This window comes from Aeromonas sanarellii (assembly GCF_000820085.1).
Lineage (GTDB): Bacteria > Pseudomonadota > Gammaproteobacteria > Enterobacterales > Aeromonadaceae > Aeromonas > Aeromonas sanarellii.
This window is the reverse complement of sequence record NZ_CDBN01000015.1, coordinates 53,324-79,069: the sequence shown is the minus strand read 5'-3', so window position 1 is coordinate 79,069 and position 25,746 is coordinate 53,324. Positions and strand designations below refer to the sequence as shown.

General features: G+C 62.2%; 25 protein-coding genes. 15 read left to right on the top strand and 10 right to left on the bottom strand.

Translation table 11 applies throughout. The features are described from left to right. Positions 1–94: 94 nt before the first annotated feature. The 3 genes from BN1132_RS02720 to BN1132_RS02710 are packed head-to-tail and all read right to left on the bottom strand — an operon-like array spanning position 95 to position 2,391. Positions 95–646: a peptidylprolyl isomerase gene (locus BN1132_RS02720; protein ID WP_042074786.1), complete on the bottom strand. Its 552-nt coding sequence runs from the start codon at positions 644–646 to the stop codon at positions 95–97. Between the two features lie 14 nt (positions 647–660). After that, positions 661–1,233, bottom strand: a complete 573-nt coding sequence (locus BN1132_RS02715; protein WP_042074785.1) for a YajG family lipoprotein — start codon at positions 1,231–1,233, stop codon at positions 661–663. Between the two features lie 24 nt (positions 1,234–1,257). Next, positions 1,258–2,391, bottom strand: coding sequence for a methyltransferase (locus BN1132_RS02710; protein ID WP_042074784.1), 1,134 nt, complete (start codon positions 2,389–2,391; stop codon positions 1,258–1,260). Positions 2,392–2,615: 224 nt separating this feature from the next. Here BN1132_RS02710 and BN1132_RS02705 point away from each other — a divergent pair, with 224 nt between their 5' ends. The 9 genes from BN1132_RS02705 (at position 2,616) to nqrM (ending at position 10,439) form a co-directional block, all read left to right on the top strand. Next, the gene (locus BN1132_RS02705) at positions 2,616–2,924 is read left to right on the top strand and encodes a BolA family protein (protein WP_042075020.1); all 309 of its coding nucleotides are present in this window, start codon (positions 2,616–2,618) and stop codon (positions 2,922–2,924) included. A gap of 417 nt (positions 2,925–3,341) precedes the next feature. Beyond that, positions 3,342–4,685 (top strand): Na(+)-translocating NADH-quinone reductase subunit A, encoded by a 1,344-nt coding sequence (locus BN1132_RS02700; protein WP_042074782.1) that lies wholly within the window; start codon positions 3,342–3,344, stop codon positions 4,683–4,685. Between the two features lie 3 nt (positions 4,686–4,688). After that, positions 4,689–5,918: an NADH:ubiquinone reductase (Na(+)-transporting) subunit B gene (locus BN1132_RS02695; protein ID WP_042074781.1), complete on the top strand. Its 1,230-nt coding sequence runs from the start codon at positions 4,689–4,691 to the stop codon at positions 5,916–5,918. Continuing rightward, positions 5,908–6,696: a Na(+)-translocating NADH-quinone reductase subunit C gene (locus BN1132_RS02690; protein WP_042074780.1), complete on the top strand. Its 789-nt coding sequence runs from the start codon at positions 5,908–5,910 to the stop codon at positions 6,694–6,696. The genes BN1132_RS02695 and BN1132_RS02690 overlap by 11 nt, the downstream gene beginning before the upstream one ends. Beyond that, on the top strand, positions 6,689–7,321 hold the full coding sequence (locus BN1132_RS02685) for an NADH:ubiquinone reductase (Na(+)-transporting) subunit D (RefSeq protein WP_005303545.1): 633 nt from the start codon (positions 6,689–6,691) through the stop codon (positions 7,319–7,321). The genes BN1132_RS02690 and BN1132_RS02685 overlap by 8 nt, the downstream gene beginning before the upstream one ends. Before the next feature lie 3 nt (positions 7,322–7,324). Further along, a complete protein-coding gene (gene nqrE / locus BN1132_RS02680) occupies positions 7,325–7,921 on the top strand; it encodes an NADH:ubiquinone reductase (Na(+)-transporting) subunit E (protein WP_005303538.1) in 597 nt (198 codons plus the stop codon). 17 nt (positions 7,922–7,938) lie between these two features. After that, positions 7,939–9,162: an NADH:ubiquinone reductase (Na(+)-transporting) subunit F gene (gene nqrF, locus BN1132_RS02675; RefSeq protein WP_042074778.1), complete on the top strand. Its 1,224-nt coding sequence runs from the start codon at positions 7,939–7,941 to the stop codon at positions 9,160–9,162. 3 nt (positions 9,163–9,165) lie between these two features. Next, positions 9,166–10,203, top strand: a complete 1,038-nt coding sequence (locus BN1132_RS02670; RefSeq protein ID WP_042074777.1) for an FAD:protein FMN transferase — start codon at positions 9,166–9,168, stop codon at positions 10,201–10,203. Positions 10,204–10,214: 11 nt separating this feature from the next. After that, on the top strand, positions 10,215–10,439 hold the full coding sequence (nqrM, locus tag BN1132_RS02665) for a (Na+)-NQR maturation NqrM (protein ID WP_042074776.1): 225 nt from the start codon (positions 10,215–10,217) through the stop codon (positions 10,437–10,439). A 79-nt stretch (positions 10,440–10,518) separates the two neighbouring features. Here nqrM and BN1132_RS02660 read toward each other — a convergent pair whose 3' ends face one another. Then, a complete protein-coding gene (locus BN1132_RS02660) occupies positions 10,519–10,725 on the bottom strand; it encodes a hypothetical protein (RefSeq protein ID WP_042074775.1) in 207 nt (68 codons plus the stop codon). Positions 10,726–10,849: 124 nt separating this feature from the next. Between BN1132_RS02660 and dinB the strand changes: the two genes are divergently transcribed. The 6 genes from dinB (at position 10,850) to rlmM (ending at position 17,445) form a co-directional block, all read left to right on the top strand. Continuing rightward, complete coding sequence (gene dinB / locus BN1132_RS02655) at positions 10,850–11,902, top strand: DNA polymerase IV (protein ID WP_042074774.1); 1,053 nt, start codon at positions 10,850–10,852, stop codon at positions 11,900–11,902. A 66-nt stretch (positions 11,903–11,968) separates the two neighbouring features. Beyond that, complete coding sequence (locus BN1132_RS02650) at positions 11,969–14,104, top strand: methyl-accepting chemotaxis protein (protein WP_042074773.1); 2,136 nt, start codon at positions 11,969–11,971, stop codon at positions 14,102–14,104. 294 nt (positions 14,105–14,398) lie between these two features. Further along, positions 14,399–15,319 carry a transcriptional regulator GcvA gene (locus BN1132_RS02645; protein WP_042074771.1) on the top strand — a complete coding sequence of 307 codons (921 nt, stop codon included), beginning with the start codon at positions 14,399–14,401 and terminating at the stop codon, positions 15,317–15,319. Continuing rightward, positions 15,312–15,947, top strand: coding sequence for an alpha/beta fold hydrolase (locus tag BN1132_RS02640; RefSeq protein WP_042074770.1), 636 nt, complete (start codon positions 15,312–15,314; stop codon positions 15,945–15,947). Before BN1132_RS02645 ends, BN1132_RS02640 begins: the two co-directional genes overlap by 8 nt. Positions 15,948–15,971: 24 nt before the next feature. After that, positions 15,972–16,358 carry a DUF423 domain-containing protein gene (locus BN1132_RS02635; protein ID WP_042074769.1) on the top strand — a complete coding sequence of 129 codons (387 nt, stop codon included), beginning with the start codon at positions 15,972–15,974 and terminating at the stop codon, positions 16,356–16,358. Further along, positions 16,351–17,445 carry a 23S rRNA (cytidine(2498)-2'-O)-methyltransferase RlmM gene (gene rlmM / locus BN1132_RS02630; RefSeq protein ID WP_042074766.1) on the top strand — a complete coding sequence of 365 codons (1,095 nt, stop codon included), beginning with the start codon at positions 16,351–16,353 and terminating at the stop codon, positions 17,443–17,445. Before BN1132_RS02635 ends, rlmM begins: the two co-directional genes overlap by 8 nt. 126 nt (positions 17,446–17,571) lie before the next feature. On the opposite strand, the gene BN1132_RS02625 is transcribed toward rlmM, so the two are convergent. From BN1132_RS02625 to BN1132_RS02600, 6 genes are all read right to left on the bottom strand, one after another. Further along, on the bottom strand, positions 17,572–18,015 hold the full coding sequence (locus BN1132_RS02625; RefSeq protein ID WP_042074763.1) for a hypothetical protein: 444 nt from the start codon (positions 18,013–18,015) through the stop codon (positions 17,572–17,574). A 119-nt stretch (positions 18,016–18,134) separates the two neighbouring features. Next, a complete protein-coding gene (locus BN1132_RS02620) occupies positions 18,135–19,142 on the bottom strand; it encodes an isocitrate dehydrogenase (RefSeq protein ID WP_042074760.1) in 1,008 nt (335 codons plus the stop codon). Positions 19,143–19,284: 142 nt separating this feature from the next. Beyond that, a complete protein-coding gene (xni, locus tag BN1132_RS02615) occupies positions 19,285–20,094 on the bottom strand; it encodes a flap endonuclease Xni (RefSeq protein WP_042074758.1) in 810 nt (269 codons plus the stop codon). A 134-nt stretch (positions 20,095–20,228) separates the two neighbouring features. After that, positions 20,229–21,584 carry a nucleotide 5'-monophosphate nucleosidase PpnN gene (gene ppnN / locus BN1132_RS02610; RefSeq protein ID WP_042074757.1) on the bottom strand — a complete coding sequence of 452 codons (1,356 nt, stop codon included), beginning with the start codon at positions 21,582–21,584 and terminating at the stop codon, positions 20,229–20,231. A gap of 157 nt (positions 21,585–21,741) precedes the next feature. Continuing rightward, a complete protein-coding gene (locus BN1132_RS02605; protein WP_042074755.1) occupies positions 21,742–23,343 on the bottom strand; it encodes a GGDEF domain-containing protein in 1,602 nt (533 codons plus the stop codon). Positions 23,344–23,428: 85 nt separating this feature from the next. Next, positions 23,429–25,699 carry a hypothetical protein gene (locus BN1132_RS02600; protein WP_042074753.1) on the bottom strand — a complete coding sequence of 757 codons (2,271 nt, stop codon included), beginning with the start codon at positions 25,697–25,699 and terminating at the stop codon, positions 23,429–23,431. Between the last annotated feature and the right edge of the window lie 47 nt (positions 25,700–25,746).

The window sequence follows — 25,746 nt, the reverse complement described above, 5'->3', positions numbered from 1 at the left end:
GCTGCATCTCCCGCAAACCTCGGGCAAGGGCTGAGTATAGAAAAGGATACCGGTGACCCGTTCATGGGGGCGGCGGAGTGTGATCCGGCGCGCGTTATTTGTCCGCCAGCAGCACCACTTTTTTCAGGATGATGGGGCTGGTGGGCACGTCGTTGGCACGCAGGATGGAGCTGTAGCCCGTCTGGACCTGGGCCAGCTTGTCCAGCACCTCCATGCCCTGCACCACCTGGCCGAACACGGTGTAACCGGCGCCGGCATTGGCGTTGAGGTTGTCGTTGTCCACCAGGTTGAAGTAGAACTGGCGAGTGGCGCTGTCGACTGCCTGGGTGCGGGCCATGGCGATGCTGCCGCGCTTGTTGGGCAGGCCGCCCCTGGACTCGTTGACCACGGGATCGAAGGTCGGCAGCGGCTGGAACTGCTGATTGTAGCCCCCGCCCTGTACCACGAAGTTCTGGATCACCCGGTGGAAGAGGCTGCCGTCATAGCTGCCGTCCGCCACGTAGCGCAGGAAGTTCTTCACCGTCTGCGGCGCCTGCTTGGGAGCCAGCTCCACCACTATGGTGCCATGATTGGTCTCCATATGGACCTTTTGGCCGGCAAAGGCCAGGGGGGCGATCAGGGTGATCAGTAACCAGAGTTTCTTCATCTATATGTCCTCGCTCAGCTCGGCTGACCCTTGAGATAGCCGCGCAGCGCCTCGTCGGCCATGATCTGCTGCAGCACGCTGCCCAGTTGCTGGTTCAGGGTGGACTCCAGATCCGCCATGCTCGGCTCCCCCGGGCCTTCCTTGCTGGAGGACATGTTGAACTGCTTGGTCAGCTTGCTGCCCTGGAAGTCGGCGATCACCTGCAGGCTGACGCGGGACTTGGTGACATAGGTGAAGGTCTTCTCTTCCACGGTGACGGCTGCGGTGGAGATGGCCAGGGTCAGGTTGGTGGTGCCGCTGTTGCCCACTTCCAGCCCCTGGCTGCGCAGCCCTTCCGCCAGTTTTTCCGCCAGCAGGCTGTTGAGGGGCTGGCTGCTGTTGACCAGCACGGGGGCCTTCTCTTTCTTCTTGATGGAGAAGACGTAGGCGGCCTCGCGCTTGTCCACCCCTTCCATGGTGATGCGGTTGCCTGAGTAGTACTGCTGGTTGGAGGGGATGATTTGCGGGTTGAGCAGGGCGCTCTCCGGCCAGTGAGTGGCACAACCACCCAGCACCAGGGCGGCCAGCAGCAAGAGTGACTTTTTCATCATGGGTTTCCTTTGGCTTTAGCTTCAGCGTTTGATGGCTTTCAAAATAACGAATTTGCTGTTCGACGCAACGACTTGTGCGTTGCCAAACAGGCGCTTGAGTTTGTTGTGATAGTCCAGGTGACGGTTGCCTACTATCCAGAGTTCCCCCCCCTGAGGCAACACCCGGTGCGCATCGGTGAACATCTGCCAGGCGATGTGATCGGTGATCGCCTGCAACTGATGGAACGGCGGGTTGCAGAGGATGCGATCCGCCGAGCCGGCCGGCACGCCGTCGAGACAGTTGTTGACCAGGAAGTGGGCGCGGGGCAGGGCATCCGGCAGGTTGTGCTCGACGTTCAGCCGCGCCGAGGCGACCGCCATATAGGACTCGTCGATGAAGGTCACCTCCACCTCGCTGTCCTTGGCCAATAGCGAAAGCCCGAGCACGCCGTTGCCACAGCCCAGATCGATCACCTTGCGCGCGCTGTGGATCGGCAAATTGTCCAGCATGAAGCGGGCACCGATATCCAGACTGGTGCGGGAAAACACGTTGGCATGGTTGTGGATCAGCATGCCGCTGCCCTCCAGCGGCCAGACGGTCGGGAAGGGGTTGGGCAGGGGCGGGCGCTCGGCGGCCGGCGTGCAGTGAATGAGCCGCGCCTTCTTCCAGGCGAGCGAGGTGCGGGTCTCGCCCAGATACTTCTCGAACAGCTTGAGGGTGGAGGTGTGAATGTCCTTGGCCTTGCCGGCGGCCAGGATGCGGGTCGCCGGCGTGACCACCTGGCGCAGCGCCAGCAGTTGCTGCTCCAGCAGCGCCTGGTACTTGGAAACCTTGATCACCACCAGAGCCGGGGCATCGGGCAGTGGTGCCAGGGCATCCTGCAGGCGGATGGCATCGGGATCCAGGCCATTCTCCGCCAGGTTGGCCAGGGTCGCCCGCTCGCCGACATGGGAATCGGTCACGCAGACGGGGGCGTGGGCGTGCAGGAAGGCCGCCAGGGCGCCGAAGCCGTCGTTCATGATGATGACGGGACCATCAGGTGCTTGCTGCGATTCGGCAAGCTCATTGATCAGATACTCGTCCGCCGCATCCCAGGCCTGCAGGGGATCCTGGTTCTGCCGCGGGTAACGGTACAGGGTCAGGCGGCAGTGGGCCGTGTCGAGCAGGGTTTGCATAGGCAGGAGTCCAACATTGTGGTTGATGAATGGCGACCGTCTGCCCCGTATTGCCCGGCAGCGGTGAAAGTGGCGCTATTCTAGCGGCGACGGAGAAATTCACCAGCCCGGTGCGACCGGGGGATGGCCAATTCCCTCACGCCTGATGCATCCGGCAGGCAACCCTGGCTACAATGGCGGGACATTAATGGCCGGACATTCGACGAGGAGTCTTCACCGTGAGCATGCAACAGCAGATAGAGGCCAAGCTGGCCGCCGCGCTCTCCCCGAGCCACCTGGAGGTGATCAACGAGAGCTACATGCACAGGGTAGCACCTGGGTCTGAAAGCCACTTCAAGGTGGTGGTGGTGAGCCAGGTGTTCGAGGGGCAGCGCCTGCTGGGGCGCCATCGCCAGGTCAATGCCGTGCTGGCCGAGGAGCTGGCGGGCGCCATCCATGCGCTGGCGTTGCATACCTATACACAAGCCGAGTGGCTGGCCCGGGAGCAGGCCCCCAAGACGCCGAGCTGTGTCAGCAAATCCCCCTTTGCGTGAATCATTGACCTTTTGATTACTCAATCCTCGACCAATTAACTGAATCATCACGAGCGGATCGCCCCAGGCGGGCAAGAGGAGGATTATTTTTTCTAATCCTTCTCCGCACACTCCAAAAAATACCCCTATAGGGTTAGCTTTGCGAAAAATCCTTTAAAACCACGGGTTGCAGGGGCGGAGGGAAAATATTCATTGAAGGTTAATTTTGTGATAGGGCGGGGATTTTCCCCATTTGGCGTGGCGGCAAACTTGCCTAAGGTGGTAAACTCAGGCGCTTTTGAATGATCCTGTATGTTGCTGATTTGTTTGTTTTCTCGACAGTTTGTCGCGATATGGACGGGCTCATTCAACAACTCGTCGTGATGTATTTCTCGGCGCTAACCAACCTGTCTTCCCTTAACGGTAGTGCAAGTGAGTATGATTACAATTAAAAGAGGACTGGACATCCCCGTGCTGGGTGCTCCGGAGCAAGTAATCTACGATGGCCCGGCCATCACCCGTGTTGCTACACTCGGCGAAGAGTTCGTGGGGATGCGTCCTACTATGTTTGTCAAAGTAGGTGATCGCGTCATTAAAGGTCAGGAGCTCTTCGAAGATAAGAAGAATCCCGGCGTTAAATTCACGGCCCCTGCCACCGGTGTGGTTTCTGAGATCAACCGTGGTGCCAAGCGTGTTCTGCAATCCGTTGTCATCGACATCGATGGCTCTGACGAGCAGGTGACCTTCGAGCACTTTGCCTCCGCCGAGCTGCCCAAGCTCGAGCGCAGCAAGGTGCAGGAGATCCTGGTCGCATCGGGCCAATGGACCGCGCTGCGTACCCGTCCGTTCAGCAAGGTGCCGGCCCTGGGTTCAGCCCCGCGCGCCATCTTCGTCACCGCCATGGACACCAATCCGCTGGCCGCCAGTGCGGAGCTGATCATCAAGGAACAGGCCCAGGCCTTCCTCGACGGTCTGGCCGTGCTGACCCGCCTGACCGACGGCACAGTCCACGTCTGCAAGGGCGAAGGCAGCCTGCCGCACTCCTCCCTGGCCCAGGTCAAGGAAGCCGTGTTCGTCGGCCCGCACCCCGCCGGTCTGCCGGGCACCCACATCCACTTCCTGGATCCGGTCGGTGCCAACAAGGTGCAGTGGCACATCAACTACCAGGACGTGATCGCCTACGGCAAACTGTTCACCTCCGGCCAGATCTTCACCGACAAGGTGATCTCCCTGGCCGGCCCGAACGTGATCAAGCCGCGCCTGCTGCGCACCCGCCTCGGTGCCTGCCTCAGCCAGCTCACCAACAACGAGCTGCGCGCCGATGAAAACCGCGTCATCTCCGGTTCCCTGCTGAGCGGTGCCAAGGCCGAAGGGGTCCATGACTACCTGGGTCGCTTCCACAACCAGGTGAGCGTGCTGGGCGAAGGTCGCGAGAAAGAGTTCCTGGGCTGGGTCAAACCCAGTGCCAGCAAGTTCTCCATCACCCGTACCACCCTCTCTCATCTGATGAAGGGCAAACTCATCAACTTCACTACCACCACCAACGGTAGTGATCGCTCCATGGTGCCTATCGGCAACTATGAGCGCGTGATGCCGCTCGACATCCTGCCGACCCTGCTGCTGCGGGATCTGATCTCCGGCGACACCGACAGCGCGCAGGCGCTCGGCTGCCTGGAGCTGGATGAGGAAGATCTGGCGCTCTGTACCTTCGTCTGCCCCGGCAAGACAGAGTACGGCCCGGTCTTGCGTGAGTGCCTGACCAAGATAGAACTGGAAGGTTAAGCGATGAGTTTCAAGCAACTTCTTGAAAATATGGAACATCACTTCGAGCCGGGTGGCAAGTACGCCAAGTACTATGCCCTGTTTGAAGCGGCGTACACCCTGTTTTATACCCCGGGTTCCGTGACCCGCAATGCCGCCCACGTCCGTGACGCCATCGATCTGAAGCGCATGATGATCATGGTGTGGCTGGCCGTGTTCCCGGCCATGTTCTGGGGCATGTACAACGTCGGCAACCAGGCCATCGCCGCCATCGCCCACCTGGGCACGGCAGCCGGTGCCGATTCCTGGCAATACGCCCTGGCTACCCTGTTTGGTGCCTCGCTGGATCCGGCCGTGGCCGGCATCGGCAGCAAGATGCTGATCGGTGCTGCCCACTTCCTGCCCATCTACCTGACCGTGTTCCTGGTCGGTGGCTTCTGGGAAGTGCTGTTCGCCATGGTGCGCAAGCACGAGATCAACGAAGGCTTCTTCGTGACCTCCATCCTGTTCGCGCTGATCGTGCCGCCCGAGCTGCCCCTGTGGCAAGCTGCCCTGGGTATCACCTTCGGTGTGGTGCTGGCCAAGGAAGTGTTCGGTGGTACCGGCAAGAACTTCCTGAACCCGGCGCTGGCGGGTCGTGCCTTCCTGTTCTTCGCCTACCCGGGTCAGATCTCTGGTGATGCGGTCTGGGTCGCCGTCGACGGCTTCTCCGGCGCCACCGCGCTGAGCCAGTGGGCACAGGGTGGCCAGATGGCGCTGATCAACGGTGCCACCGGCGAGGCCATCAGCTGGATGGACGCCTTCCTCGGCAACCTGCCGGGTTCCATCGGTGAAGTCTCCACCCTGATGATCCTCATCGGCGCGGCCATGATCGTCTACATGCGTATCGCCTCCTGGCGCATCATCGCCGGCGTCATGGTGGGCATGGTAGCGACCTCCCTGCTGTTCAACGTCATCGGCTCCGATACCAACCCCATGTTCAACATGCCGTGGCACTGGCACCTGGTGCTGGGTGGCTTCGCGTTCGGCATGGCCTTCATGGCGACCGACCCCGTCTCCGCTGCCTTCACCAACAAGGGCAAGTGGTGGTACGGCGCCCTGATCGGGGTGATGGTGGTGCTGATCCGGGTCGTGAACCCCGCGTTCCCGGAAGGCATGATGCTGGCCATTCTGTTTGCCAACCTGTTTGCCCCCCTGTTTGACCATTTCGTGGCGCAGGCGAACATCAAGCGGAGGATCGCACGTGGCGTTTAATAAAGACTCTACTACCGGCACTCTCGCCGTAGTGACTGGTCTGTGTCTGGTCTGCTCCATTGTGGTCTCCGTGGCCGCCGTGGGTCTGCGTCCGGCCCAGCTGGAAAACAAGGCGCTGGACAAGCAAAGCAACATCCTGTCCGTCGCCGGCGTCGACATCAGCGCTGTGGCCAAGCGCGACCTGGCCAAGCTGTATGGCGACAAGATTGAGGCGCGTCTGGTCGATCTGGCCACCGGCGAGTTCGTCGACGGCGATGCCGACAACTTCGACACCAAGCTGGCGGCGAAAGACCCGGCCAAGAGCATTCGTCTGGCCCCGGCCGACGACAAGGCCGGCCTGCGTCAAATCTCCAAGCTGGTCCCCGTGTTCTTCGCGAAAGACGCCGAAGGCAAGGTCGACAACATCATCCTGCCGATCTACGGCCAGGGTCTGTGGTCCACCATGTATGCCTTCGTGGCGGTCGCGGCCGACGGCCAGACCATCAAGGGCATCACCTACTATGACCACGGCGAGACCCCGGGTCTGGGCGGCGAGATCGAGAACCCGGCCTGGCGCGAGCTGTTTGTCGGCAAGAAGCTGTTCGATCAGGATGGCCAGCCGGCGCTGAGGGTGATCAAGGGCCATGCTCCGGCTGGCTCCGAGCATGAAATCGACGGCCTGTCCGGCGCGACCCTGACCGGCAATGGTGTACAGCACACCTTCGACTTCTGGATGGGCCCCAAGGCCTTCGGTCCCTTCCTGGCCAAGGTACGTGCAGGAGAAATCAACAATGGCTGACAAGAGCGAAATGAAAAAGTTGCTGTTGACGCCTGTGCTTGGCAACAACCCCATCGCACTGCAGGTGCTGGGTGTCTGTTCCGCGCTGGCCGTTACCAGTCAGATGAAGACGGCGTTCGTGATGACGCTGGCCGTGACCGCGGTCACCGCCTTCTCGAACCTGTTCATCTCCCTGATCCGCAACCAGATCCCGAACAGCGTGCGGATCATCGCCCAGATGGCGGTGATCGCGTCCCTGGTTATCGTGGTTGACCAGGTGCTCAAGGCGTATGCCTACGACATCTCCAAGCAACTGTCGGTGTTCGTCGGCCTCATCATCACCAACTGTATCGTGATGGGTCGTGCCGAAGCCTACGCCATGAAGAGTGCCCCGCTGCCCTCCTTCCTGGACGGCATCGGCAACGGTCTGGGTTATGGCGCCGTGCTGCTGACCGTGGCCACAGTGCGCGAGATCCTGGGTTCCGGCACCTGGTTCGGCATCGAGCTGCTGCCGCTGGTGAACAATGGTGGCTGGTATGTGCCCAACGGCCTGCTGCTGCTGCCGCCGAGTGCGTTCTTCATCATTGGTCTGATCATCTGGGGCGTGCGCACCAAGGATCCCAAGCAGGTGGAGGCGAAGGATTAAGGTATGGAACACTATATCAGTCTGTTGATTCGCTCGATCTTCATCGAGAACCTGGCGCTCTCCTTCTTCCTGGGGATGTGTACCTTCCTGGCGGTGTCCAAGAAGGTCAAGACCGCCATGGGCCTGGGGATCGCCGTTATCGTGGTTCAGACCGTGGCCGTCCCGGCCAACAACCTGATCTACAACTACGTGCTCAAAGACGGCGCCCTGGTGTCCGGTCTGGATCTCAGCTTCCTGAGCTTCATCACCTTCATCGGGGTGATCGCGGCCCTGGTGCAGATCCTGGAGATGGCGCTGGACAAGTATTTCCCGGCCCTCTACAACGCCCTCGGTATCTTCCTGCCGCTCATCACCGTGAACTGCGCCATCTTCGGCGGCGTCTCCTTCATGGTGCAGCGTGACTACAACTTCGTGGAGTCCGTAGTCTATGGCGTGGGGTCGGGTGCAGGCTGGATGCTGGCCATCGTCGCGATGGCGGGGATCCGCGAGAAGATGAAGTATTCCGATGTTCCGGAAGGCCTGCGCGGTCTCGGCATCACCTTCATCACCGCGGGTCTGATGGCGCTGGGCTTCATGTCCTTCTCTGGTATTTCCCTGTAATCGGAAAGGAAATATAGATGGAAATTATTTTGGGTGTGGTCATGTTCACCGTGATCCTGCTGGCCTTGGTGGCAGTCATTCTGTTTGCCAAGTCCAAGCTGGTGACCGCCGGTGACGTGACAATCAGCATCAACGGCGACCCGGCCAAGGCTGTGACCAGCCCGGCGGGTGGCAAGCTGCTCGGCGTGCTGGCCGGCAGCGGTATCTTCGTCTCCTCCGCCTGCGGCGGCGGCGGCTCCTGTGGTCAGTGCAAGGTGCGGGTGAAGTCCGGCGGCGGCGATATCCTGCCGACCGAGCTGGATCACATCAGCAAGGGCGAAGCCCGTCACGGCGAGCGTCTGGCCTGCCAGGTCACCGTGCGCTCCGACATGGACATCGAGCTGCCGGAAGAGATCTTCGGCGTGAAGAAGTGGGACTGTACCGTCATCTCCAATGACAACAAGGCCACCTTCATCAAGGAGCTCAAGCTGCAGATCCCCGATGGGGAGAGCGTGCCGTTCCGCGCCGGTGGTTATATCCAGATCGAAGCCCCTGCCCACCACGTGCAGTACAAGAACTTCGACATTCCCGAGGAGTATCGCGGCGACTGGGATCGTTTCAAGATCTTCGAGCTGGAGTCCAAGGTCAACGAGCCGATCATCCGTGCCTACTCCATGGCGAACTATCCGGAAGAGTTCGGCATCATCATGCTGAACGTGCGGATCGCGACCCCGCCGCCCAGCAACTGGACCGCTCCTCCCGGCCAGATGTCCTCCTACATCTTCAGCCTGAAGGCGGGGGACAAGGTGACCATCTCCGGTCCGTTCGGCGAGTTCTTCGCCAAGGACACCGACGCCGAGATGGTGTTCATCGGCGGTGGTGCGGGCATGGCGCCGATGCGCTCCCACATCTTCGACCAGCTGCGCCGTCTGAAGACCAAGCGCAAGATGAGCTTCTGGTACGGTGCCCGTTCCAAGCGCGAGATGTTCTATGTCGAGGACTTCGACATGCTGGCGGCCGAGAACGACAACTTCCAGTGGCACGTCGCCCTGTCGGATCCGCAACCGGAAGACAACTGGGACGGCTATACCGGCTTCATCCACAACGTGCTCTATGAGAACTACCTCAAGAACCACGAGGCGCCGGAAGATTGCGAGTTCTACATGTGCGGGCCTCCCGTGATGAACGCGGCCGTCATCAACATGCTGAAAAATCTCGGCGTTGAAGACGAAAACATCCTGCTGGATGACTTCGGTGGTTGATCCATGCACAGCGTTGTAAAGACCTGGCTAGCCTTCGGGCTAGCCTTTTTCTTGACGGGGTGCGGTCAGGAAACGGTCCAATCCAAGCCGGAGATCCACATCACCGGCAGCACCATGGGGACCTACTACTCCATCAAGGTGGCGGATGACGCCGTCAAGGATGGGGCCAAGTTGCAGGCGGAGGTCGACGTCCTGCTGGAGCGGGTCAACGATCAGATGTCCACCTACAGACCCGATTCCGAGTTGTCGCGCTTCAACCAGCACAGGGACAATACCCCGGTGGTGGTCTCTCGCGACACCGCACGGGTGGTGACAGAGGCCATACACATCGGCCGCGAGAGCCGCGGCGCGCTGGACGTGACCGTGGGCCCCCTGGTCAATCTGTGGGGCTTTGGCCCGGATGCCAAGCCGACCAAGGTGCCGTCCGACGAGCTGATCAGCCAGACCCGTCAGAAGACCGGGCTCGGCAATCTGCACGTGATCACCTCGGTAGACGCGGACACCCTGCAGAAGGACATCCCGGATCTCTACGTGGACCTCTCCGCCATCGCCAAGGGCTTCGGGGTGGACAAGGTGGCCGAATATCTGGAATCCTTGGGGGCGCGCAACTACCTGGTGGAGATCGGCGGCGAGCTGCGCATCAACGGGGTCAACGGCAAGGGGCATCCCTGGCGGGTGGCCATCGAGAAGCCGACCCTCAACGCCGGCTCGGTGCAGGAGGTGATAGTGCCGGGCGACAATGGCGTGGCTACCTCGGGGGACTATCGCAACTACTACGAGATGGACGGCAAGCGCTTCTCCCACACCATAGATCCGCTGACGGGCAAGCCTATCCAGCATCGTATGGTGTCGGTGACCGTGATCCACCCCTCCTGCATGACGGCGGACGGGCTGGCCACGGCGCTGACCGTCATGGGCCCGGAGAAGAGCTTGGCCTATGCCAGGGAGCGGGGCCTGGCGATCTTCGTGATCACCAAGACGGACGACGGCTTCGAGGAGACCTACTCGGAGGCCTTCAAACCCTATCTGGTCAAGAAGTAAGGGGTAACGACATGCAGATTTTTCTGATCACCTTCGGGGTGTTTCTGGCGGTGGTGGTGGCCATGGCCATCGGCTACATCTTCCAGAAGAAGAGCATCTCCGGCTCCTGTGGCGGCCTTGGCACCATAGGCATCGAGAAGGAGTGCGACTGCCCCGAGCCCTGCGACAACCGCAAGAAGAAGATGGCCAAGGAAGAGGCCCGTCGCAAGATGCTGGAGGAGAACCGCATCCTCTGACGCTGTTGCCTGCACCGGCAGGCACCTGGCATGCAAGCGAGTCGACCCGGGTCGGCTCGCTTTTTTATGTGGTATGGACTCAGTAGTCGTATTGGCTGCACGCCTTGAGCTTGAACTCTTTCTTTCGCTTTGCCAGCTCCTCCCTGGTGCCCAGTTTGTCCCCCTGTTTGATGGCCTTCTCCAGTATCTCGATGCGCTCGAACAGCCAACTGCACTCGGCGGTCGGGTAATCCTTTGCCGTGCCCAGCAGTGGCAGCAGGCAGAGTCCAAGCCAGATTGCTCTCATCTCTCTTCTCCCTTAGATCCCATCTTGCCTCGGGAGTCTATCTCCCTGGCGGCCCTGCGTGACTGGCAGAAATGACAGGGCTAGGGTAGCATGGGCTCAGTTAACTGTTTATTTGTACAGTGGTATGCGCAAGATCATTCACATCGACATGGACTGCTTCTTCGCGGCGGTGGAGATGCGGGACAACCCGGCCCTGCGGGAGGTGCCGCTCGCCATCGGCGGCTCGGCGGACAGGCGCGGCGTCATCTCCACCTGCAACTATGTGGCGCGCCGCTTCGGGGTGCGATCCGCCATGCCGAGCGCCCTGGCCAGGAAGCTCTGCCCGCCGCTGGTGCTGATCCCCGGGCGGATGGCCGTCTACAAGGAGACCTCCCGCCAGTTGCGCGCCATCTTCCTGCGCTATACCGAGCGGGTGGAGCCCCTGTCGCTGGATGAGGCCTACCTCGACGTCACCGACAGCCCCCACTGCGGCGGCAGCGCCACCCTGATGGCGATGGAGATCCGTGCCGCCATCCTGGCCGAGCTGGGGTTGACCGCCTCCGCCGGGGTGGCGCCGAACAAGTTCCTGGCCAAGCTCGCCTCCGAGCAGCGCAAGCCGGACGGTCTGTTCGTCATCCACCCCCGGGAGGTGGACGAGTTCGTGCGCCAGCTGCCTTTGGCCAAGCTGCCCGGGGTCGGGCGCAAGACGGCGGAGCGGCTGGAGTCGCAAGGCCTCTACTCCTGCGAGGATGCGCGCCAGCTCGGCAACGAGGAGCTGATCGCTCGTTTCGGCAAGCTCGGGGAGATGCTGGCCGGGCGGATCTGGGGTCACGACGAGCAGCCGGTGCAGCCCCAGCGGGTGCGCAAGACGGTCGGCGTGGAGACGACCCTGGCCAGCGACGTGCTGGACGAGGCGGCCTGCTGGGAAGTGCTCAGCCGGCTCATTCCCGAGCTGGAGCTGCGTTTCGCGAAGTCCTGCCCCACCGAGGCGCTGATGGGGCAGGGGATCAAGCTGAAATTCGCCGACTTTCACCAGACCACCGTCTATCGCAAAGGCAGCTATCAGGCGACCCGCTTCCACGATCTGCTGCACGAGGGCCTGCAACGGGCTCAAGGAAAGCCCATTCGTCTGCTCGGCCTGGTGGTCGGTCTGCCCGGCAGCGATGAAATCAACCAACTGAGCCTGGATCTGAGTTGATTTAGTTAAGTTTTTGTTTCCAAATCCGATACAGTGTCTACCTCTGTAGAAGTCAGGAAATCATACATGAGTGCTTTTTCTGTTCAGGGACGGATCACCCTGATCGCCGGTTGTTGCCTGTTGGCCAGTGCCGCCGCCCTGGTCGCCTCTTCCCTCTTCAACGCGGCCCGCATGCAGGAGCAGGTGCTCACCTCCACCACGCTGGAGGGGCAGCACGCGGCAGAAAACTGGATGCAGGCCATGGGGGCCACCCAGGCGGCCCGGGTCACCAGCTACCTCGACGAAGCCTATTTCAGGGCCACCCTGCTGGCCGAAGGCATATTGTTCCAGCGCAAGAATGCGGCCGACAACTTCGTCCACTCCGAGGCGCTGCGCAATGCGGTCAACCAGCAGTTGCAGGATGCGGCGGAGTCTTCCGCCAACCTGATCGGGGTCTACGGGGTGTTCGAGCCGAACCAGCTCGACGGCGAAGACGCCAACTATCAGGGCTCGACCGCGCTCGGGGCCAACGACAAGGGACGTTTCTCCAGCTACTGGGCCAGGGTCGATGGCAAGGTGACCCTGGAGGTGATGGACGAGGCCATGCTGGCCAATGACAAACCGTCAGAGCACGGCGGCCTGGAGAACGACTGGTACAGCTGCAGCATTCGCAGCAAGGCCCTCTGCCTGCTCGAACCCTATGTGGACGAGGTGGGGGGCAAGTCGGTGCTGATGACCTCGGTGACGGCTCCCCTGCTGGAGGAGGGCAATCTGCTCGGCATGGTCGGGGTCGACATCTCCCTAGCCACCCTGCAGAGCCTGGTGGAGGAGATGGACAAGACCCTCTACGGGGGGCAGGGCAAGGTGCTGCTGCTCAGCCACGAGGGACGGGTCGCCGGTGTGGAGGGATTCCAGGTCGCCCCTGGCAACCGCCTGGCGCAATCGCCGTTGGCGCAGGATCTCGACGGCTGGCTCGCCAAGGGGGACGTGGCCACCCGTTGGAGCCCGGACGGCGCCCTGTTGCAGACCTTCGTGCCGGTCAGCATGCGCGGCACGGATCGCAAGTGGGGCATCTACATCGAGCTGCCCCGCGCCGTGGTGCTCGCCTCCGCCCTGCAACTGCAGGGGCAGCTTGAGGAGCAGGCCCAGCACAGCGTGGCCGCCCAGCTGCTGATCGGTGGAGGGATCTCGGTGATCGCCCTGTTCTGCATCTGGCTGATGGCGCAGCGCATCGTCGCGCCCATCCGGACCGTGGTGGCTCGTCTCAAGGACATCGCCAGCGGCGAGGGGGATCTGACCCAGCGTATCGTGCTGCAGCGGGACGACGAGATAGGCGAGCTGGCCAAGTGGTTCAACAACTTCCTGGACAAGCTGCAATCCACCATCAGCCAGGTGATCGACACCGTCTCGGGTACCCGGGCCAGCGCGGCCCTGGCGGCCCAGGGAGCTGCCCGGACCAGTGCCGGCATGCAGGCCCAGTATCAGGAGGTGGACCTGGTGGCGACGGCGTTCGAGGAGCTGAGCGCCACCGCCCTGCAGGTGGCCGGCAACGCGAACTCGGCGGTGAGTGCGGCCAATCAGGCGGACATGGCGGCCCAGGAGGGCAAGTCCGTGGTGGCGCAGACACAGGAGGCCATGTCCAGGCTGATGACGGTGATCAGCGACGCCAAGCCGGTGGTGGAGCATTTGGCCGCCAACAGCGACAACATCAACGACATCCTGGTGGTGATCCAGGGAATAGCCGAACAGACCAACTTGCTGGCGCTCAACGCCGCCATCGAGGCGGCGCGGGCCGGCGAGCAGGGGCGCGGGTTCGCCGTGGTGGCGGACGAGGTGCGCAATCTGGCGGGCCGCACCCAGAACGCCATCGTCGAGATCCAGACGCTGATCACCGAGCTGCAGTCCGGCACCGAGGCGGTGGTGAAGGCGATCCTGACCGGCCACAGCCAGGCGGACGTGACCCTCGGCAAGGTGGAGCTGTCGGTCAGCGTGCTGGAGCAGATCATCCAGTCGGTCGGCACCATCCACCAGATGAACGAGCAGATCGCGAGGGCGGCGCAGGAGCAGAGCGGGGTGGCGGACGAGATCAACCGCAACGTCAGCAACATCCGCGATGTGAGCCACAGCATCCGGGCCGAGGCGGCCAACTCCGCCGACAACGGACGGGAGCTGTCGCAACTGGCGGACAAGCAGCAGCAACTGGTGGGGCAGTTCCGGGTGTAGTGACGCGTGCAGGGATAAGAAAAAAGGCGCCATCCAGGGGAGGCGCCAAACACATTCAGATGACAGACTGGGTTAAATCGACCTGATTTAGCCCCTTCTTCCCGCAGAGGAAGAAACACAACACCACAATCTTTGTCAGCCCACCCACAAAAACCACATGTAAACCAACATGGAAGAGAAGGTGTGAGCCATATGACAACGAATTGCAGGGCGAATTATGTTTATTCACTGGTCGACCCGCAACCGACAATTTATAATGCGCCCCATTAGAAAAATTCATCGTCGGCCGATCCCATGTCTCGTCGTTTACCTCCGCTCAATGCACTGAAGGCGTTTGAAGCCGCGGCTCGTCACTTGAGCTTTACCCGCGCAGCAGAAGAGCTGTTCGTGACCCAGGCCGCCATCAGCCACCAGATCAAGGCGCTGGAGGAGTACCTCGGCATCAAGCTGTTTCGCCGCAAGAACCGCTCCCTGCTGTTGACCGAGGAGGGGCAGAGCTACTTCCTCGACATCAAGGACATCTTCGCCTCCATCTCGGAGGCGACCGACAAGCTGCTGGCCCGCAGTGCCAAGGGGGCGCTCACCGTCTCCCTGCAGCCGAGTTTCGCCATCCAGTGGCTGGTGCCCAGGCTGGTGAAGTTCAGCGAGCGCCACCCGGATATCGACGTGCGGATCAAGGCGGTGGACATGGACGAGGGCTCGCTCACCGACGACGTGGACGTGGCCATCTACTACGGTCGCGGCAACTGGCCTGGGTTGCGCTCTGACAAGTTGCACACCGAGTACCTGATCCCGGTCTGTTCGCCGCTCTTGCTGAGCGGCCCCAAGCCCCTGCGCACCCCGGAGGATCTGACCCGGCACACCCTGCTGCACGACACCTCCCGACGCGACTGGAAGGCCTGGTTCCGCCAGCTCGACATCGACGCGCCAAACGTCAACCAGGGACCCATCTTCAGCCACTCCACCATGGTGATCCAGGCGGCGATCCACGGTCAGGGGGTGGCGCTGGGCCACAGCGTGCTGGCCCAGCCGGAGATCGAGGCGGGGCGCCTCATCTGCCCGTTCGAGCAGGTGCTGGTGAGCAAGAACGCCTTCTACCTGGTGTGCCAGGAGCAGCAGTCCGATCAGGGCAAGATAGTGGCCTTCCGCGACTGGATGCTGGAGCTGGTGGAGCAGGAGGAGGCCCGTCGCCGGGCCCGGCTCGCCGATGGCTGAGGCGCTGGACGTGATCCGGGAGGGGGCGCACGACGCCCCCGTTCGCATTCTGCTGGCCCACGGCGCGGGTGCCGACATGGAGCACGACTTCCTCGCCCGGCTCTCGGCTCTGCTGGCCGGGCCGGACATCGAAGTGGTGCGCTTCAACTTCCCCTATATGAGCAAGCGGGCCCAGGACGGCAAACGCAGGCCGCCGGACAGACAACCCGTGCTGCTGGCACACTGGCGGCAAATGGCGAAGGAGTTTTCCCATCCCAGGCTGTTTCTGGCGGGCAAGTCCATGGGCGGGCGCATGGCCGCCGAGATCTGCGATGAGATGAATGCTGCAGGATTGGTCGTTCTCGGGTATCCTTTCCACCCCCCGGCCAAGCCCGATAGCTGGCGAGGGGAGGTGCTCAAGCAGATCACGACGCCCACCCTGCTGCTGCAGGGGGAGCGCGATACCTTCGGCAGCCGCGCCGAGCTGGCCGACTTCCCCTTCTCCCCCGCCGTATCGGTCCACTGGCTGACCGACGGGGATCATGGTTTCAAGCCGAGAAAGGCGAGCGGTCTTGGCGAGCAGGACAACCTGCGGGAGGCGGCGGAGCGGATCCGGGCCTTTGTCACCGACAGGCTGGCGCACGCCTGAGGGGCGCGAATGCAAGGAGAAAAGATGCAGATCCAACGACACTGGCTGGTGCTTGCCGGTTTCTTCGGCCTGACGGCCACCATACTGGGGGCCTATGGCGCCCACGGGCTGGCGGCGACCGGTATCGCCCCCTCGCTGCTGGCGGCGTTCAACACTGCCGTGCAGTATCAGTTTTTCCACGCCCTGGCCCTGATGGTGCTGGGGCTCTGCGGCGTGCGCGGCAAGGTGATTACCTTCGCGGGCACGGCCTTTGTGCTGGGGATCCTGGGATTCTCCGGCAGTATTTACGCCATGGTGCTGCTCGGCAGCAAGGGGCTGGGGCTTATCACCCCGGCCGGTGGCCTCTGTTTTATGTTGGGATGGGCGGCTCTGATATGGGCCGGCTGTCGTCTTGGAGGAAAGAATGAATAATCTGCTGCTTTATTGCCGCCCGGGTTTTGAGAAAGAGGCGGCGGCAGAGATCACCGAGCGTGCCAGCAACATGCAGTGTTACGGTTTCGCCCGGGTCAAGGACGACAGCGGTTACGTGCTCTTCGAGCTGTATGACGAGGAGCAGGCCGACCTGCTGGCCCGCAAGCTGCCGTTCCGGGAGCTCATCTTCATCCGCCAGATGCTGGTGGTGACCCACGAGCTGAAGGAGCTGGATCTCTCCGATCGGGTCACTCCCATCGTCGAGGCGACCCGGGGCTACGCCATCTGCGGCGATCTGCGGGTGGAGACGGCCGACACCAACGAGGCGAAGGAGCTCTCCGCCTTCTGCCGCAAGTTCACCGTGCCCCTGCGCCAGGCCCTGCGCGGCAACGAGATCCTGACCAAGAAGGAAACGCCCCACCGTCCGGTGTTCCACGCCTTCTTCCTGGCCAACGATCACCTGATGCTGGGTTACTCCTACTCCTTCAACAACTCCGCGTTCCACATGGGGATCCCGCGCCTGCGCTTCCCGGCCGATGCGCCGAGCCGCTCCAGCCTCAAGCTGGAAGAGGCCTTCTACGTCTTCGTGCCGCGGGAAGAGTGGGACTTGCGCCTGTGCTCCGGCCTGAAGGCGGTGGATCTCGGCGCCTGCCCGGGGGGCTGGACCTATCAGCTGGTGCGTCGCGGCATGATGGTGACCGCGGTGGACAACGGCATGATGGCGCAGTCCCTGATGGATACCGGTCAGGTCAAGCACATCCGCGACGACGGCTTTGTCTGGCGTCCGAGCAAGAAGAACACCTACTGGCTGGTGTGCGACATGGTGGACAAGCCGGCGCGGGTGACCCACATGATCGCCGACTGGTTCAGGGAGAACGACTGCCAGGAGGCCATGTTCAACCTCAAGCTGCCGATGAAGAAGCGCTACGCCGAGGCGGTGCACAACATCGAGGTGCTGCGGGAGCTGCTCAGGGAGATCGACAACGGCTTCGTGATCCAGGCCAAGCAGCTCTACCACGATCGGGAAGAGATCACGGTACATGTCTACAACAAGTTCTGGGTCTCCAAGCTGTCGCCCAAGACCTGATCGCCGGTCAGAAAGCCAGTTCGATTGGCGAGGCGTAATCGGACGATCACGACCATAGTGATGGCAAGAGCGATGGCAAAAAAACCGGACGGGGTAACCCGTCCGGTTTTTTGTTCCCTGACCCCGTTAGAAACGGTAGTCGAAGGTAACCTTGGATTCGTCGTCCGTGACCTTGATCTCCACCTGCAGGGGGATGCTCTTGTCGGTCGGGGTGAACTGCATCTTGACGCCGTCTCCGCGCAGCTTGACCGCGGTGTTGAGTCCCCCGGCGTTGAACTTGATCCTGGGTTTGTGCTTCTCGAAGGAGAGGCTCACGCTCTTCTCGGCGGTCAGGTTCAGTTTCTGATAGGGGGTCACCTGGCTGTTGCCGTTGCTGTCGGTCACGATGTCCAGGCCGAAGGAGAGGGGTTTGGGGGCCTTGAGCAGGTCGTTGGTATCCAGGTTCGACGTCCAGACCTGCTTGGCAGGCGGCTCGTGCTGGGGAGGTTTTGTCAGCCAGGCATTGTCGATGGGCCTGTCCAGGGCCAGGGCACTGCTGCTGACGATCAGCAAGATGAAAGTAGCACGCATGGTGGATCTCCTTATCCTCCATATGAACATAGTATTCATCTGACGAGGGAGGTAGGGGGATCCGGCATGAAATGAAGGGAGCCTAAGCTCCCTTTTTAGATCAATCGGTTAGACAGGATTCACAGACGATCTATGATGGCCTGGGTGAATTCGCTGGTGGAGGCGGAGCCCCCCAGGTCCCGGGTCACCCGATCGCCGGACTCGATGGTCGAGCGCACGGCCTCGCGAATGCGCTCCGCCTTGTCCTGCATGCTCAGGTACTCCAGCATCTGGATGGAGGCGAGGATCACCGAGGTGGGGTTGGCGATGTTCTTGCCGGCAATGTCCGGCGCAGAGCCGTGCACCGCTTCGAAGATGGCGGCCCCTTCACCTATGTTGGCGCCCGGCGCCATGCCTAAGCCCCCCACCAGACCGGCGCACAGATCCGAGAGGATGTCGCCGAACAGGTTGGTGGTGACCATGACATCGAACCGCTCCGGGTACATCACCAGGTTCATGCAGGCGGCGTCGACGATCATCTCCTCGTTCTGGATGTCCGGGTAGCGGGCGGCCACCTCGCGCGCCACTTCCAGGAACAGGCCGGAGGTGGACTTGAGGATGTTGGCCTTGTGGATGATGGTGACCTTCTTGCGCCCTTCCTGACGCGCCAGCTCGAAGGCGAAGGTGACGATGCGCTCGGCCCCTTCCCGGGTGATGATGCTCATCGCCTCGGCGCTCTGGTTGTCATCGCTGCGCTTCTGGCCCGCGCCCGAGTACATGCCCTCGGTGTTCTCGCGCACCGTGATGATGTCGATGTTGTCGTAGCGGCTCCTGGTGCCCTTGAAGGAGAGCACGGGGCGCACGTTGGCGTAGAGGTTGAACTTCTTGCGCAGGGAGACGTTGATGGAGGTAAAGCCGCCGCCGACCGGGGTGGTGAGCGGGCCCTTCAGGGTGACCTTGTTCTTCTCGATGAGATCCAGCGTGGACTGGGGCAGCAGCTCGCCGTGTTTCTCCAGCGCGACCAGGCCTGCGTCTGCATATTCGTAGTCGAAATCACACCCCGCGTGGGTCAGGATCTGGATGGCGGATTCGATGATGCTGGGGCCTATGCCGTCGCCCGGGATGACGGTAATTTTTCTTTTTGACATGAGACGTATCCACTTCTAGGGAACAGAGGGGGAGGATTCGGCGGTTTTATACCATTTTTGCACCACTTTCTCCATGTTTCTTTACATATATCCCATTTATGTCAACAGGTACGGCCTGTCTGGGGGAAGGGTGTGCTGGTGATCAGGCCCCTGCTTCCTGTGCGGGCGGGTAGCGGATCTCCCTGAGGTTGAAGCCGAGGGGAATGTCCAGCTGCAGCCGTACCAGCCGCTGGGCCAGCAGGGCGTCATCCCTGTGCTGGCGCAGCTTGAGCAGGGGTTTGGCCGCGCTCTCCTGCTCGCAGGCATCGAGCAGGGCGGCCAGGGTCCCGTATTGCTGCAGCAACTGGGTGGCGGTCTTGGGACCTATGCCCGGCACCCCCTTGATGTTGGAGCCGCCTATCCCGGTCAGGGCCCAGAAGTCCACCAGCTGCGATGGCGCAACGCCGTACTGCTGCTGGACGAAGGCGGCATCCAGCCAGCGCTTGTTGAAGTAGTCCCGTACCCGGATCTGCGGGCAGATGAGCTGGCAGAACCCCTTGTCGGTGGAGATGATGGTGGCCCGCGCCCCGCGCCTGGCCATGCCGTCGGCCAGGGTGGCGATGAGATCGTCCGCCTCGTCGGTCTGGGAGAGCAGGGCATCGACGCCGCACTCCCAGAAGGCATCCTGCAGCCCGGCGAGCCCCTCTCTCAGCTCCTGGGGCATGGGGGTTCGCCCCTCCTTGTAGGCCGGATAAATCTCCTTGCGCCAGCTGTGCACCTCGCCGTCGAATACCGCGATGGCATGGGTCGGCTCGCTGTTGGCCAGCAGCTTCTTGCTGGTGTTGATGAGGTTGGCGCGGGTGGCGATCAGGGCCTGGGCCGGAGTCAACCCCTGCTGGGCCTGGACCGCGTGCAGCCGACGGATCAGGTTGAGGGCATCGATGATAAGCAGGTGCGGCCTGAGGTTTGGCATGGAAGGGGCACTCTTGGCGGTCGGGACGGCCCATTGTAACAAGGGATGAACGCCTTGCTAACCCTGAAGGGGCGTAACGGCAAGATGCGAAGAAGGGGCCTGTCGGCCCCTTGGGTCACTCGGGGGCATGCCCCTCATTTCACGATTTCGTAGCAGGGGATGTACTGGCTGCCCGGCAGCTTCATGCGCTGCTGCCTGACGAAGCTCTCCAGCAGCCTGTCCATCAGGTGCATCAGCTCCTTGTCGCCGTGCAGCTTGAAGGGGCCCTTCTTCTCGATGGCCCGGATGCCCCCTTCCTTGACGTTGCCGGCGACGATGCCGGAGAAGGCGCGGCGCAGGTTGGCCGCCAGCAACTGGGGCGGCTGGTTGCGGTGCAGATCCAGGCTGGCCATGCTGGCGTGATCCGGCTCGAACGGCAGCTGGAACTCCGGCTCTATCCGCAATGACCAGTTGAAGGAGTAGGCATCCCCCACCGACTTGCGATACTCGCGGATCTTCGGCATCGCCTCCTTCATGACGCGGGCCACCTCGGGCGCATCGCCGATGATGATCCGGTAGAGGCTGGTGGCGGTTTCCCCCAGGGTCGCCTTGACGAAGTCGTCGATGGCGCGGAAGTAGTCGGCGCTCTCCCTGGGGCCGGTGAGCACTATGGGGATGGGTTGGCGCTCGTTGGCCGGGTGCATCATGATGCCGAGCAGGTAGAGCAGCTCCTCGGCGGTGCCCACCCCGCCCGGGAAGATGATGATGCCGTGGCCCAGGCGCACGAAGGCCTCCAGTCGCTTCTCGATGTCCGGCAGGATCACCAGTTCGTTGACGATGGGGTTCGGCGGCTCGGCGGCGATGATGGAGGGTTCGGTCAGGCCGATGTAGCGGCCGTTGCGCACCCGCTGCTTGGCGTGGCCGACGGCGGCTCCCTTCATGGGGCCCTCCATGGCACCCGGGCCGCAGCCGGTGCAGATGTTGAGCTCCCGCAGCCCCAGCTCGCTCCCCACCGCGCGGGTGTACTGGTACTCCACCTCGTTGATGGAGTGGCCGCCCCAGCAGACCACCAGGTTGGGGTCGGCGCCGGGCAGGATCGCCTTGGCGTTGCGCAGGATGGCGAACACCACGTTGGAGATGTGGGTGGAGCTGGTCAGGTTGACCAAACGGTTGGACTCGAGCTGGGTCGACACATAGAGGATGTCCCGCAGCACGGAGAAGAGGTGCTCCTGGATGCCGCGGATGATCTCGCCATCGACGAAGGCGTGCTCGGGGGCGTTGAACAGCTCGAGCTTGACCCCGCGCTCGCGCCGGATCACGTGAATATCGAAGGACTTGAAGCGTTCCAGTATCTCTTTGGAACTGTCGGTGTGGCTGCCGGAGTTGAGCACCGCCAGCGAGCAGTTGCGAAACAGTTGATAGATATCGCTGGAGGCGGTCTGCTTGAGGCGATCCACCTCGAGCTGGGACAGCAGGTCCATGCTGCCCACGGGATTGATGTGTGTAATCATAATTTCCCCTTTCACTCGCTTGTTATCGTTGTGCTTTCCCTGGGGAGAAAACGGGATGCCTTGGCATCCCTCGGTTCGATAGTAGAGGCAAGGGGGTGGGCAGGGGAATAGGGGGAAAGTGCGTTTGCCGGTTTTTTAGCCGCGGTCAAGTCCGGATTCAGGCGAGATTGACCTGATCCCGGCCCGAGTGCTTGGAGCTGTAGAGCGCCTTGTCGGCGCGCTCGAAGACGTCCGTGGTATGGTCGCCCGGGCGGAACAGGGTGGCCCCGATGGAGATGGTGATCTCGACCCTGGCATCGCGGAAGCGGAACGGGATGCTCTTGACCGTCTGGCGCAGGTTCTCCAAGGGCTTCTGGTACTTGTCCGGGTTGATGTTCGGCAGCAATACCACGAACTCCTCCCCGCCGAAGCGGGCGATGAAGTCGGTGTCGCGCAAGGCGTTCTGCAGGGCCTTGGCCACCACTTTCAGGGCCTTGTCGCCGGCCATGTGGCCGTAGTTGTCGTTGATGTGCTTGAAGTGATCGATGTCGATGATGGCCAGGCACAGTGGGGTGCCGTAACGCAGCCAGCGCTTGTATTCGAGTTCCAGCCGTTCGTCGAGGGCCGCCCGGTTGTGCACCTGGGTCAGGCTGTCGAGGAACAGCTTGTGCTTCTGGATGGTGAGCCGCTTCTTGTACTCGGCCGTTTCCTCCTTCATCAGCCGCAGCTTGGCTTCCATGTTGGAGAGGTGGGTGAGCAGATGGCGTTCGCGGCTGACCATCTCCTCCCGTTCCTGCTGCAGGCGGCGGATGGTGTCCAGGTGACCGCCGATGGCTCCCTTGAGCCGTGCGGGGGAGTCATGGGTGATCAGGGCCCGATCGATGGCGGCCAGTTCCCGTTCCAGCGCCTGGCCGCTGAGGTGGGCGGCATCCTGCAGGGCGCGCCCCTCGTCCAGGGTCTCGGTGAAGCTGAAATGGACCGCGGAGAGGCTCTCGTTCAGGGTGCTGAGGAAGGCCTGGGAGGCTTTGCGCTCCTCCCGGGTGCCTTCGATGATGAGCTCGATGATCTGCAGGCAGACTTCGGCCAGCAGGGCAGGGGTGATGCCCCCGAGCAACTGGCGGCGGATGTCGGCCAGGCTCTCGCCCACGGCGCCGGCAAAATCCAGCTCTGTGATGAGGCGCTGCAACTCATCGGAGATCTGGGCGTGCGCCTTGACATCGAATGAATCTGAAGGGGACGGACTGGAGAGCTCGGTGGGGATCTCCGCCGAAGGCGGGATCAGCGGCTGGCGTGGCAGCAGCTGGATCTTGATGGCCTGCTGGTAGAACTCCAGCAGGCGGATCACCTTCTTTTGGTGATCCCCGATGCCGTAGCTCTCCGGGCTGGCGAGAAACTCCTTGAGCGCTCGCCGGGTCTCTTCCGGGAAGCCCTTGATGGTCTTGAGCTGCTTGCTGCCCAGATCGATGGCGGCCCGGGTCAGGCTGATGGACTCCTCCATGGCGTGGCTGTGCTGCTGCAACAGCTTCTCGATGGTGGCGAGTTCGGCATCGATGGAGGTGAGCGGGGGGGAGCCGTCCAGCTTCTGCTTGAGCTTGGCCAGCCGGTTGTCCAGCTCGCGATCGTGGCCACGGCAGGCCTGCATCAGCTTGCCGATGAACTGGATGCTGCGGGCACGTTCGGTTTCGGAGAACGTGGCCATGCCATCGAGTTCCTGCTGTTTTTGCTGGAGGGATTCCCTGAGTCTTGCCAGTTGTCCGGTTACGGCAGCCATATCATTCATTGTTCAGGTCGCCCTGTTGTCATTATCGTTTTTGTATCGTCCAGCAACAGTCAGCCAATGAAAGACCCCGTTGAGTACCTTTTTGTCACGCATGGTCCGGCGCTTTCGTCCGTGAAAGAGCAAGCCAGTTAACCCATTGCTTTTCATGAGAAGAATTTACTTTTACCAGTCCCTTGTCAATTGCCATCAAGCAGCATTGCCACACATCCCCATTAAAAAATGCGGCCTGCTGGCAGTCGATGGCCGCGAGTTCGAGCCAGACGTTTTGCTGGTATTTGTCGCTGAGCTGCATGGCCCCCGACAGCGCCAGGTAGCAGAGGTCGAACAGGCCGTGGTGGTCGAGCGCCATGGCCGCCTTGGGCAGGAAGGGGTGGCTGACGATGCCGAGACTGATGTGCCTGTCCAGCGGGTGTTCGCAGGGGAAGGCGGCCAGGGTGTCCAGCAGCTCCTGCGCCAGCTGGTGCAGCTGGGCCACGTGGCGCTGGGGCACCACATAGAGCAGATGTCCCTCGCGCAGGTCGTAGATGCGGCCATCCTTCGGGGTCAGTTTGGCGACGTAGTGGCCGAAGGCCTGCTCAATCTCGCGGCTGACCTGATAGCCATGCTGCTCCAGGCTGTTGACCAGGAAGGGCACCCGGAACAGCAGGTAGTGCAGCTTGTCGTCAAACTCGCTGGTGGGGCGCTCGCTCAGGTACCAGCGCTCGGACTTCTGCTGGCGCTTGGCCATCTCCCTCGGCCAGCGGCTCATCAGCCGTTGCCAGTTGGCCAGGCCGCTGCGCGGCTCCACCAGCAGGGCTTCCCCCAGCTGCTTGGCATTCAGGCGGGCGACCCTCAGCTTGAGCCAGAGGGTGAAGAACAGGTAGATGAAGAGCGCCAGCAGCAGCCCGGTGCTGACGCTGGACCAGAGGTAGCGCTCCTGCTGGTGCTGGCTCTGGTCGAGCTGCTGCTCCAGCTCCTTGACCTGCTGGGCCCGCTCCACCTGGGCATAGTTGTCGCGCACCGCCTCCTGCTCCAGCGCGATCTGCTGCTGGCGCACCAGCTCGCTGCGCTGATGAAAATTCTTGTAGCTCTCGAGGGCCTGCTGCAGGTAGCCCTTCTGCTCGTAGGCGATGGAGAGCAGGCGGAAGATCTCCAGCTGGCGCCGGATGTCGCCAATCCGGTTCGCCAGGGTCAGGGCGTTCTCCAGCTGCAGGATGGCGATCCCCGCCTCCTGCTGCTTGAGGTGGAGATCCCCGAGCAGTAGCAGGGTATCGATCAGGGACTCCTTGTCGTCCCCCAGCTCGTGGGACTGGCGCGCGGCATTCAGGTAGTTGCGGGCCAGGTTCAGGTTGCCGGTCTGCAGATAGGTCTTGCCAATCTCGAACTTGAGGTGGGCGATGCGGATGCGGTTGCTGTTCTCGTCCAGCAGATCCAGGGCATTGAAGAAATAGACCAGCGCCATGTTCATCTCCCCCAGATCGCGATTGAGACGGGCGAGCACGATCAGGGCGTCGCTGAGCAGGGGGGGGTTGCCTAGGGCATGGAAGTAATTGGCCGCCTCGTTGGCGTATTGCAGCGCCTTCTGTGGCTCCTGTTCCGCCTGATAGAGGCTGACCATCTGGTTGGAGAGCAGGCCGAGGAACAGGGGATCCTGCAGATCCCTGGCCTGCTGCTGGGCATCGATATACTCCCCGAGGGCGAGCTGGGGCTGGCCCAGGGCCTGATAGAGATCGCCCCCCACGGCGCTGGTCCAGGCCCTGGCCAGGGGGTTCTTGGCCTGCTCGGCCCACTGGCGCGCCTCCGCCAGCTGGCGTTTGGCCAGATCGAACTGTCGCTCTTCCATGCTGGCGTTGACATGCAGCAGACGGGCGTAGACCTGCAACTGGCTCTCTTTGAGCGGGGGGCTGGCGAGCAGCTTGTCCAGCTTGTCGAGCTGGGCGGCGCCGGCACCGTGGGCGTGCAGCTGCAGGGTCTGGCTGCGGATCTGGAGGTAGAGGCCATGGGCGTGCAGCTCGAACTGCTGCTCCTTCTCGGCCATGGCGATGCCCTTCGCGAAGGACTCCTGGGCCGGTTTGAATTGCCCCAGCTGCTGCAGGCACTCTCCCTTGAGCAGGTAGGCCCCCGTGGTCTGGGTGGCGGAGCCGTAGTTCAGCATGGGCTCCCGATAACCGTACTCCTGGCGATTGCTGATGATCTGCTTGGGGTTGCTGGCCGTGCGTTCCAGAAAGGCGGTGGCGATCTGGACACATCTGGCGGGATCGGTCAGCACCAGGGTCTGGGCCTGCTGCAGATCGATGGACAACTGCTCCTTCGCCAGATCCAGATCCGGAGCCGACAGGGAGGACATCATCATTGCCAGAAAAAACAGTTGATTCATTGGATTAAGGACGGCACGGAGGTGCAGGCATGTTATCCAAGCCCACC

Bases quoted from the DNA above. Each gene is read 5' to 3' on its own strand.
- BN1132_RS02720 (WP_042074786.1), bottom strand. From the start codon at position 646: ATGAAGAAACTCTGGTTACTGATCACCCTGATCGCCCCCCTGGCCTTT.
- BN1132_RS02715 (WP_042074785.1), bottom strand. From the start codon at position 1,233: ATGAAAAAGTCACTCTTGCTGCTGGCCGCCCTGGTGCTGGGTGGTTGT.
- BN1132_RS02710 (WP_042074784.1), bottom strand. From the start codon at position 2,391: ATGCAAACCCTGCTCGACACGGCCCACTGCCGCCTGACCCTGTACCGT.
- BN1132_RS02705 (WP_042075020.1), top strand. From the start codon at position 2,616: ATGCAACAGCAGATAGAGGCCAAGCTGGCCGCCGCGCTCTCCCCGAGC.
- BN1132_RS02700 (WP_042074782.1), top strand. From the start codon at position 3,342: ATGATTACAATTAAAAGAGGACTGGACATCCCCGTGCTGGGTGCTCCG.
- BN1132_RS02695 (WP_042074781.1), top strand. From the start codon at position 4,689: ATGAGTTTCAAGCAACTTCTTGAAAATATGGAACATCACTTCGAGCCG.
- BN1132_RS02685 (WP_005303545.1), top strand. From the start codon at position 6,689: ATGGCTGACAAGAGCGAAATGAAAAAGTTGCTGTTGACGCCTGTGCTT.
- nqrE (WP_005303538.1), top strand. From the start codon at position 7,325: ATGGAACACTATATCAGTCTGTTGATTCGCTCGATCTTCATCGAGAAC.
- nqrF (WP_042074778.1), top strand. From the start codon at position 7,939: ATGGAAATTATTTTGGGTGTGGTCATGTTCACCGTGATCCTGCTGGCC.
- BN1132_RS02670 (WP_042074777.1), top strand. From the start codon at position 9,166: ATGCACAGCGTTGTAAAGACCTGGCTAGCCTTCGGGCTAGCCTTTTTC.
- nqrM (WP_042074776.1), top strand. From the start codon at position 10,215: ATGCAGATTTTTCTGATCACCTTCGGGGTGTTTCTGGCGGTGGTGGTG.
- BN1132_RS02660 (WP_042074775.1), bottom strand. From the start codon at position 10,725: ATGAGAGCAATCTGGCTTGGACTCTGCCTGCTGCCACTGCTGGGCACG.
- dinB (WP_042074774.1), top strand. From the start codon at position 10,850: ATGCGCAAGATCATTCACATCGACATGGACTGCTTCTTCGCGGCGGTG.
- BN1132_RS02650 (WP_042074773.1), top strand. From the start codon at position 11,969: ATGAGTGCTTTTTCTGTTCAGGGACGGATCACCCTGATCGCCGGTTGT.
- BN1132_RS02645 (WP_042074771.1), top strand. From the start codon at position 14,399: ATGTCTCGTCGTTTACCTCCGCTCAATGCACTGAAGGCGTTTGAAGCC.
- BN1132_RS02640 (WP_042074770.1), top strand. From the start codon at position 15,312: ATGGCTGAGGCGCTGGACGTGATCCGGGAGGGGGCGCACGACGCCCCC.
- BN1132_RS02635 (WP_042074769.1), top strand. From the start codon at position 15,972: ATGCAGATCCAACGACACTGGCTGGTGCTTGCCGGTTTCTTCGGCCTG.
- rlmM (WP_042074766.1), top strand. From the start codon at position 16,351: ATGAATAATCTGCTGCTTTATTGCCGCCCGGGTTTTGAGAAAGAGGCG.
- BN1132_RS02625 (WP_042074763.1), bottom strand. From the start codon at position 18,015: ATGCGTGCTACTTTCATCTTGCTGATCGTCAGCAGCAGTGCCCTGGCC.
- BN1132_RS02620 (WP_042074760.1), bottom strand. From the start codon at position 19,142: ATGTCAAAAAGAAAAATTACCGTCATCCCGGGCGACGGCATAGGCCCC.
- xni (WP_042074758.1), bottom strand. From the start codon at position 20,094: ATGCCAAACCTCAGGCCGCACCTGCTTATCATCGATGCCCTCAACCTG.
- ppnN (WP_042074757.1), bottom strand. From the start codon at position 21,584: ATGATTACACACATCAATCCCGTGGGCAGCATGGACCTGCTGTCCCAG.
- BN1132_RS02605 (WP_042074755.1), bottom strand. From the start codon at position 23,343: ATGAATGATATGGCTGCCGTAACCGGACAACTGGCAAGACTCAGGGAA.
- BN1132_RS02600 (WP_042074753.1), bottom strand. From the start codon at position 25,699: ATGAATCAACTGTTTTTTCTGGCAATGATGATGTCCTCCCTGTCGGCT.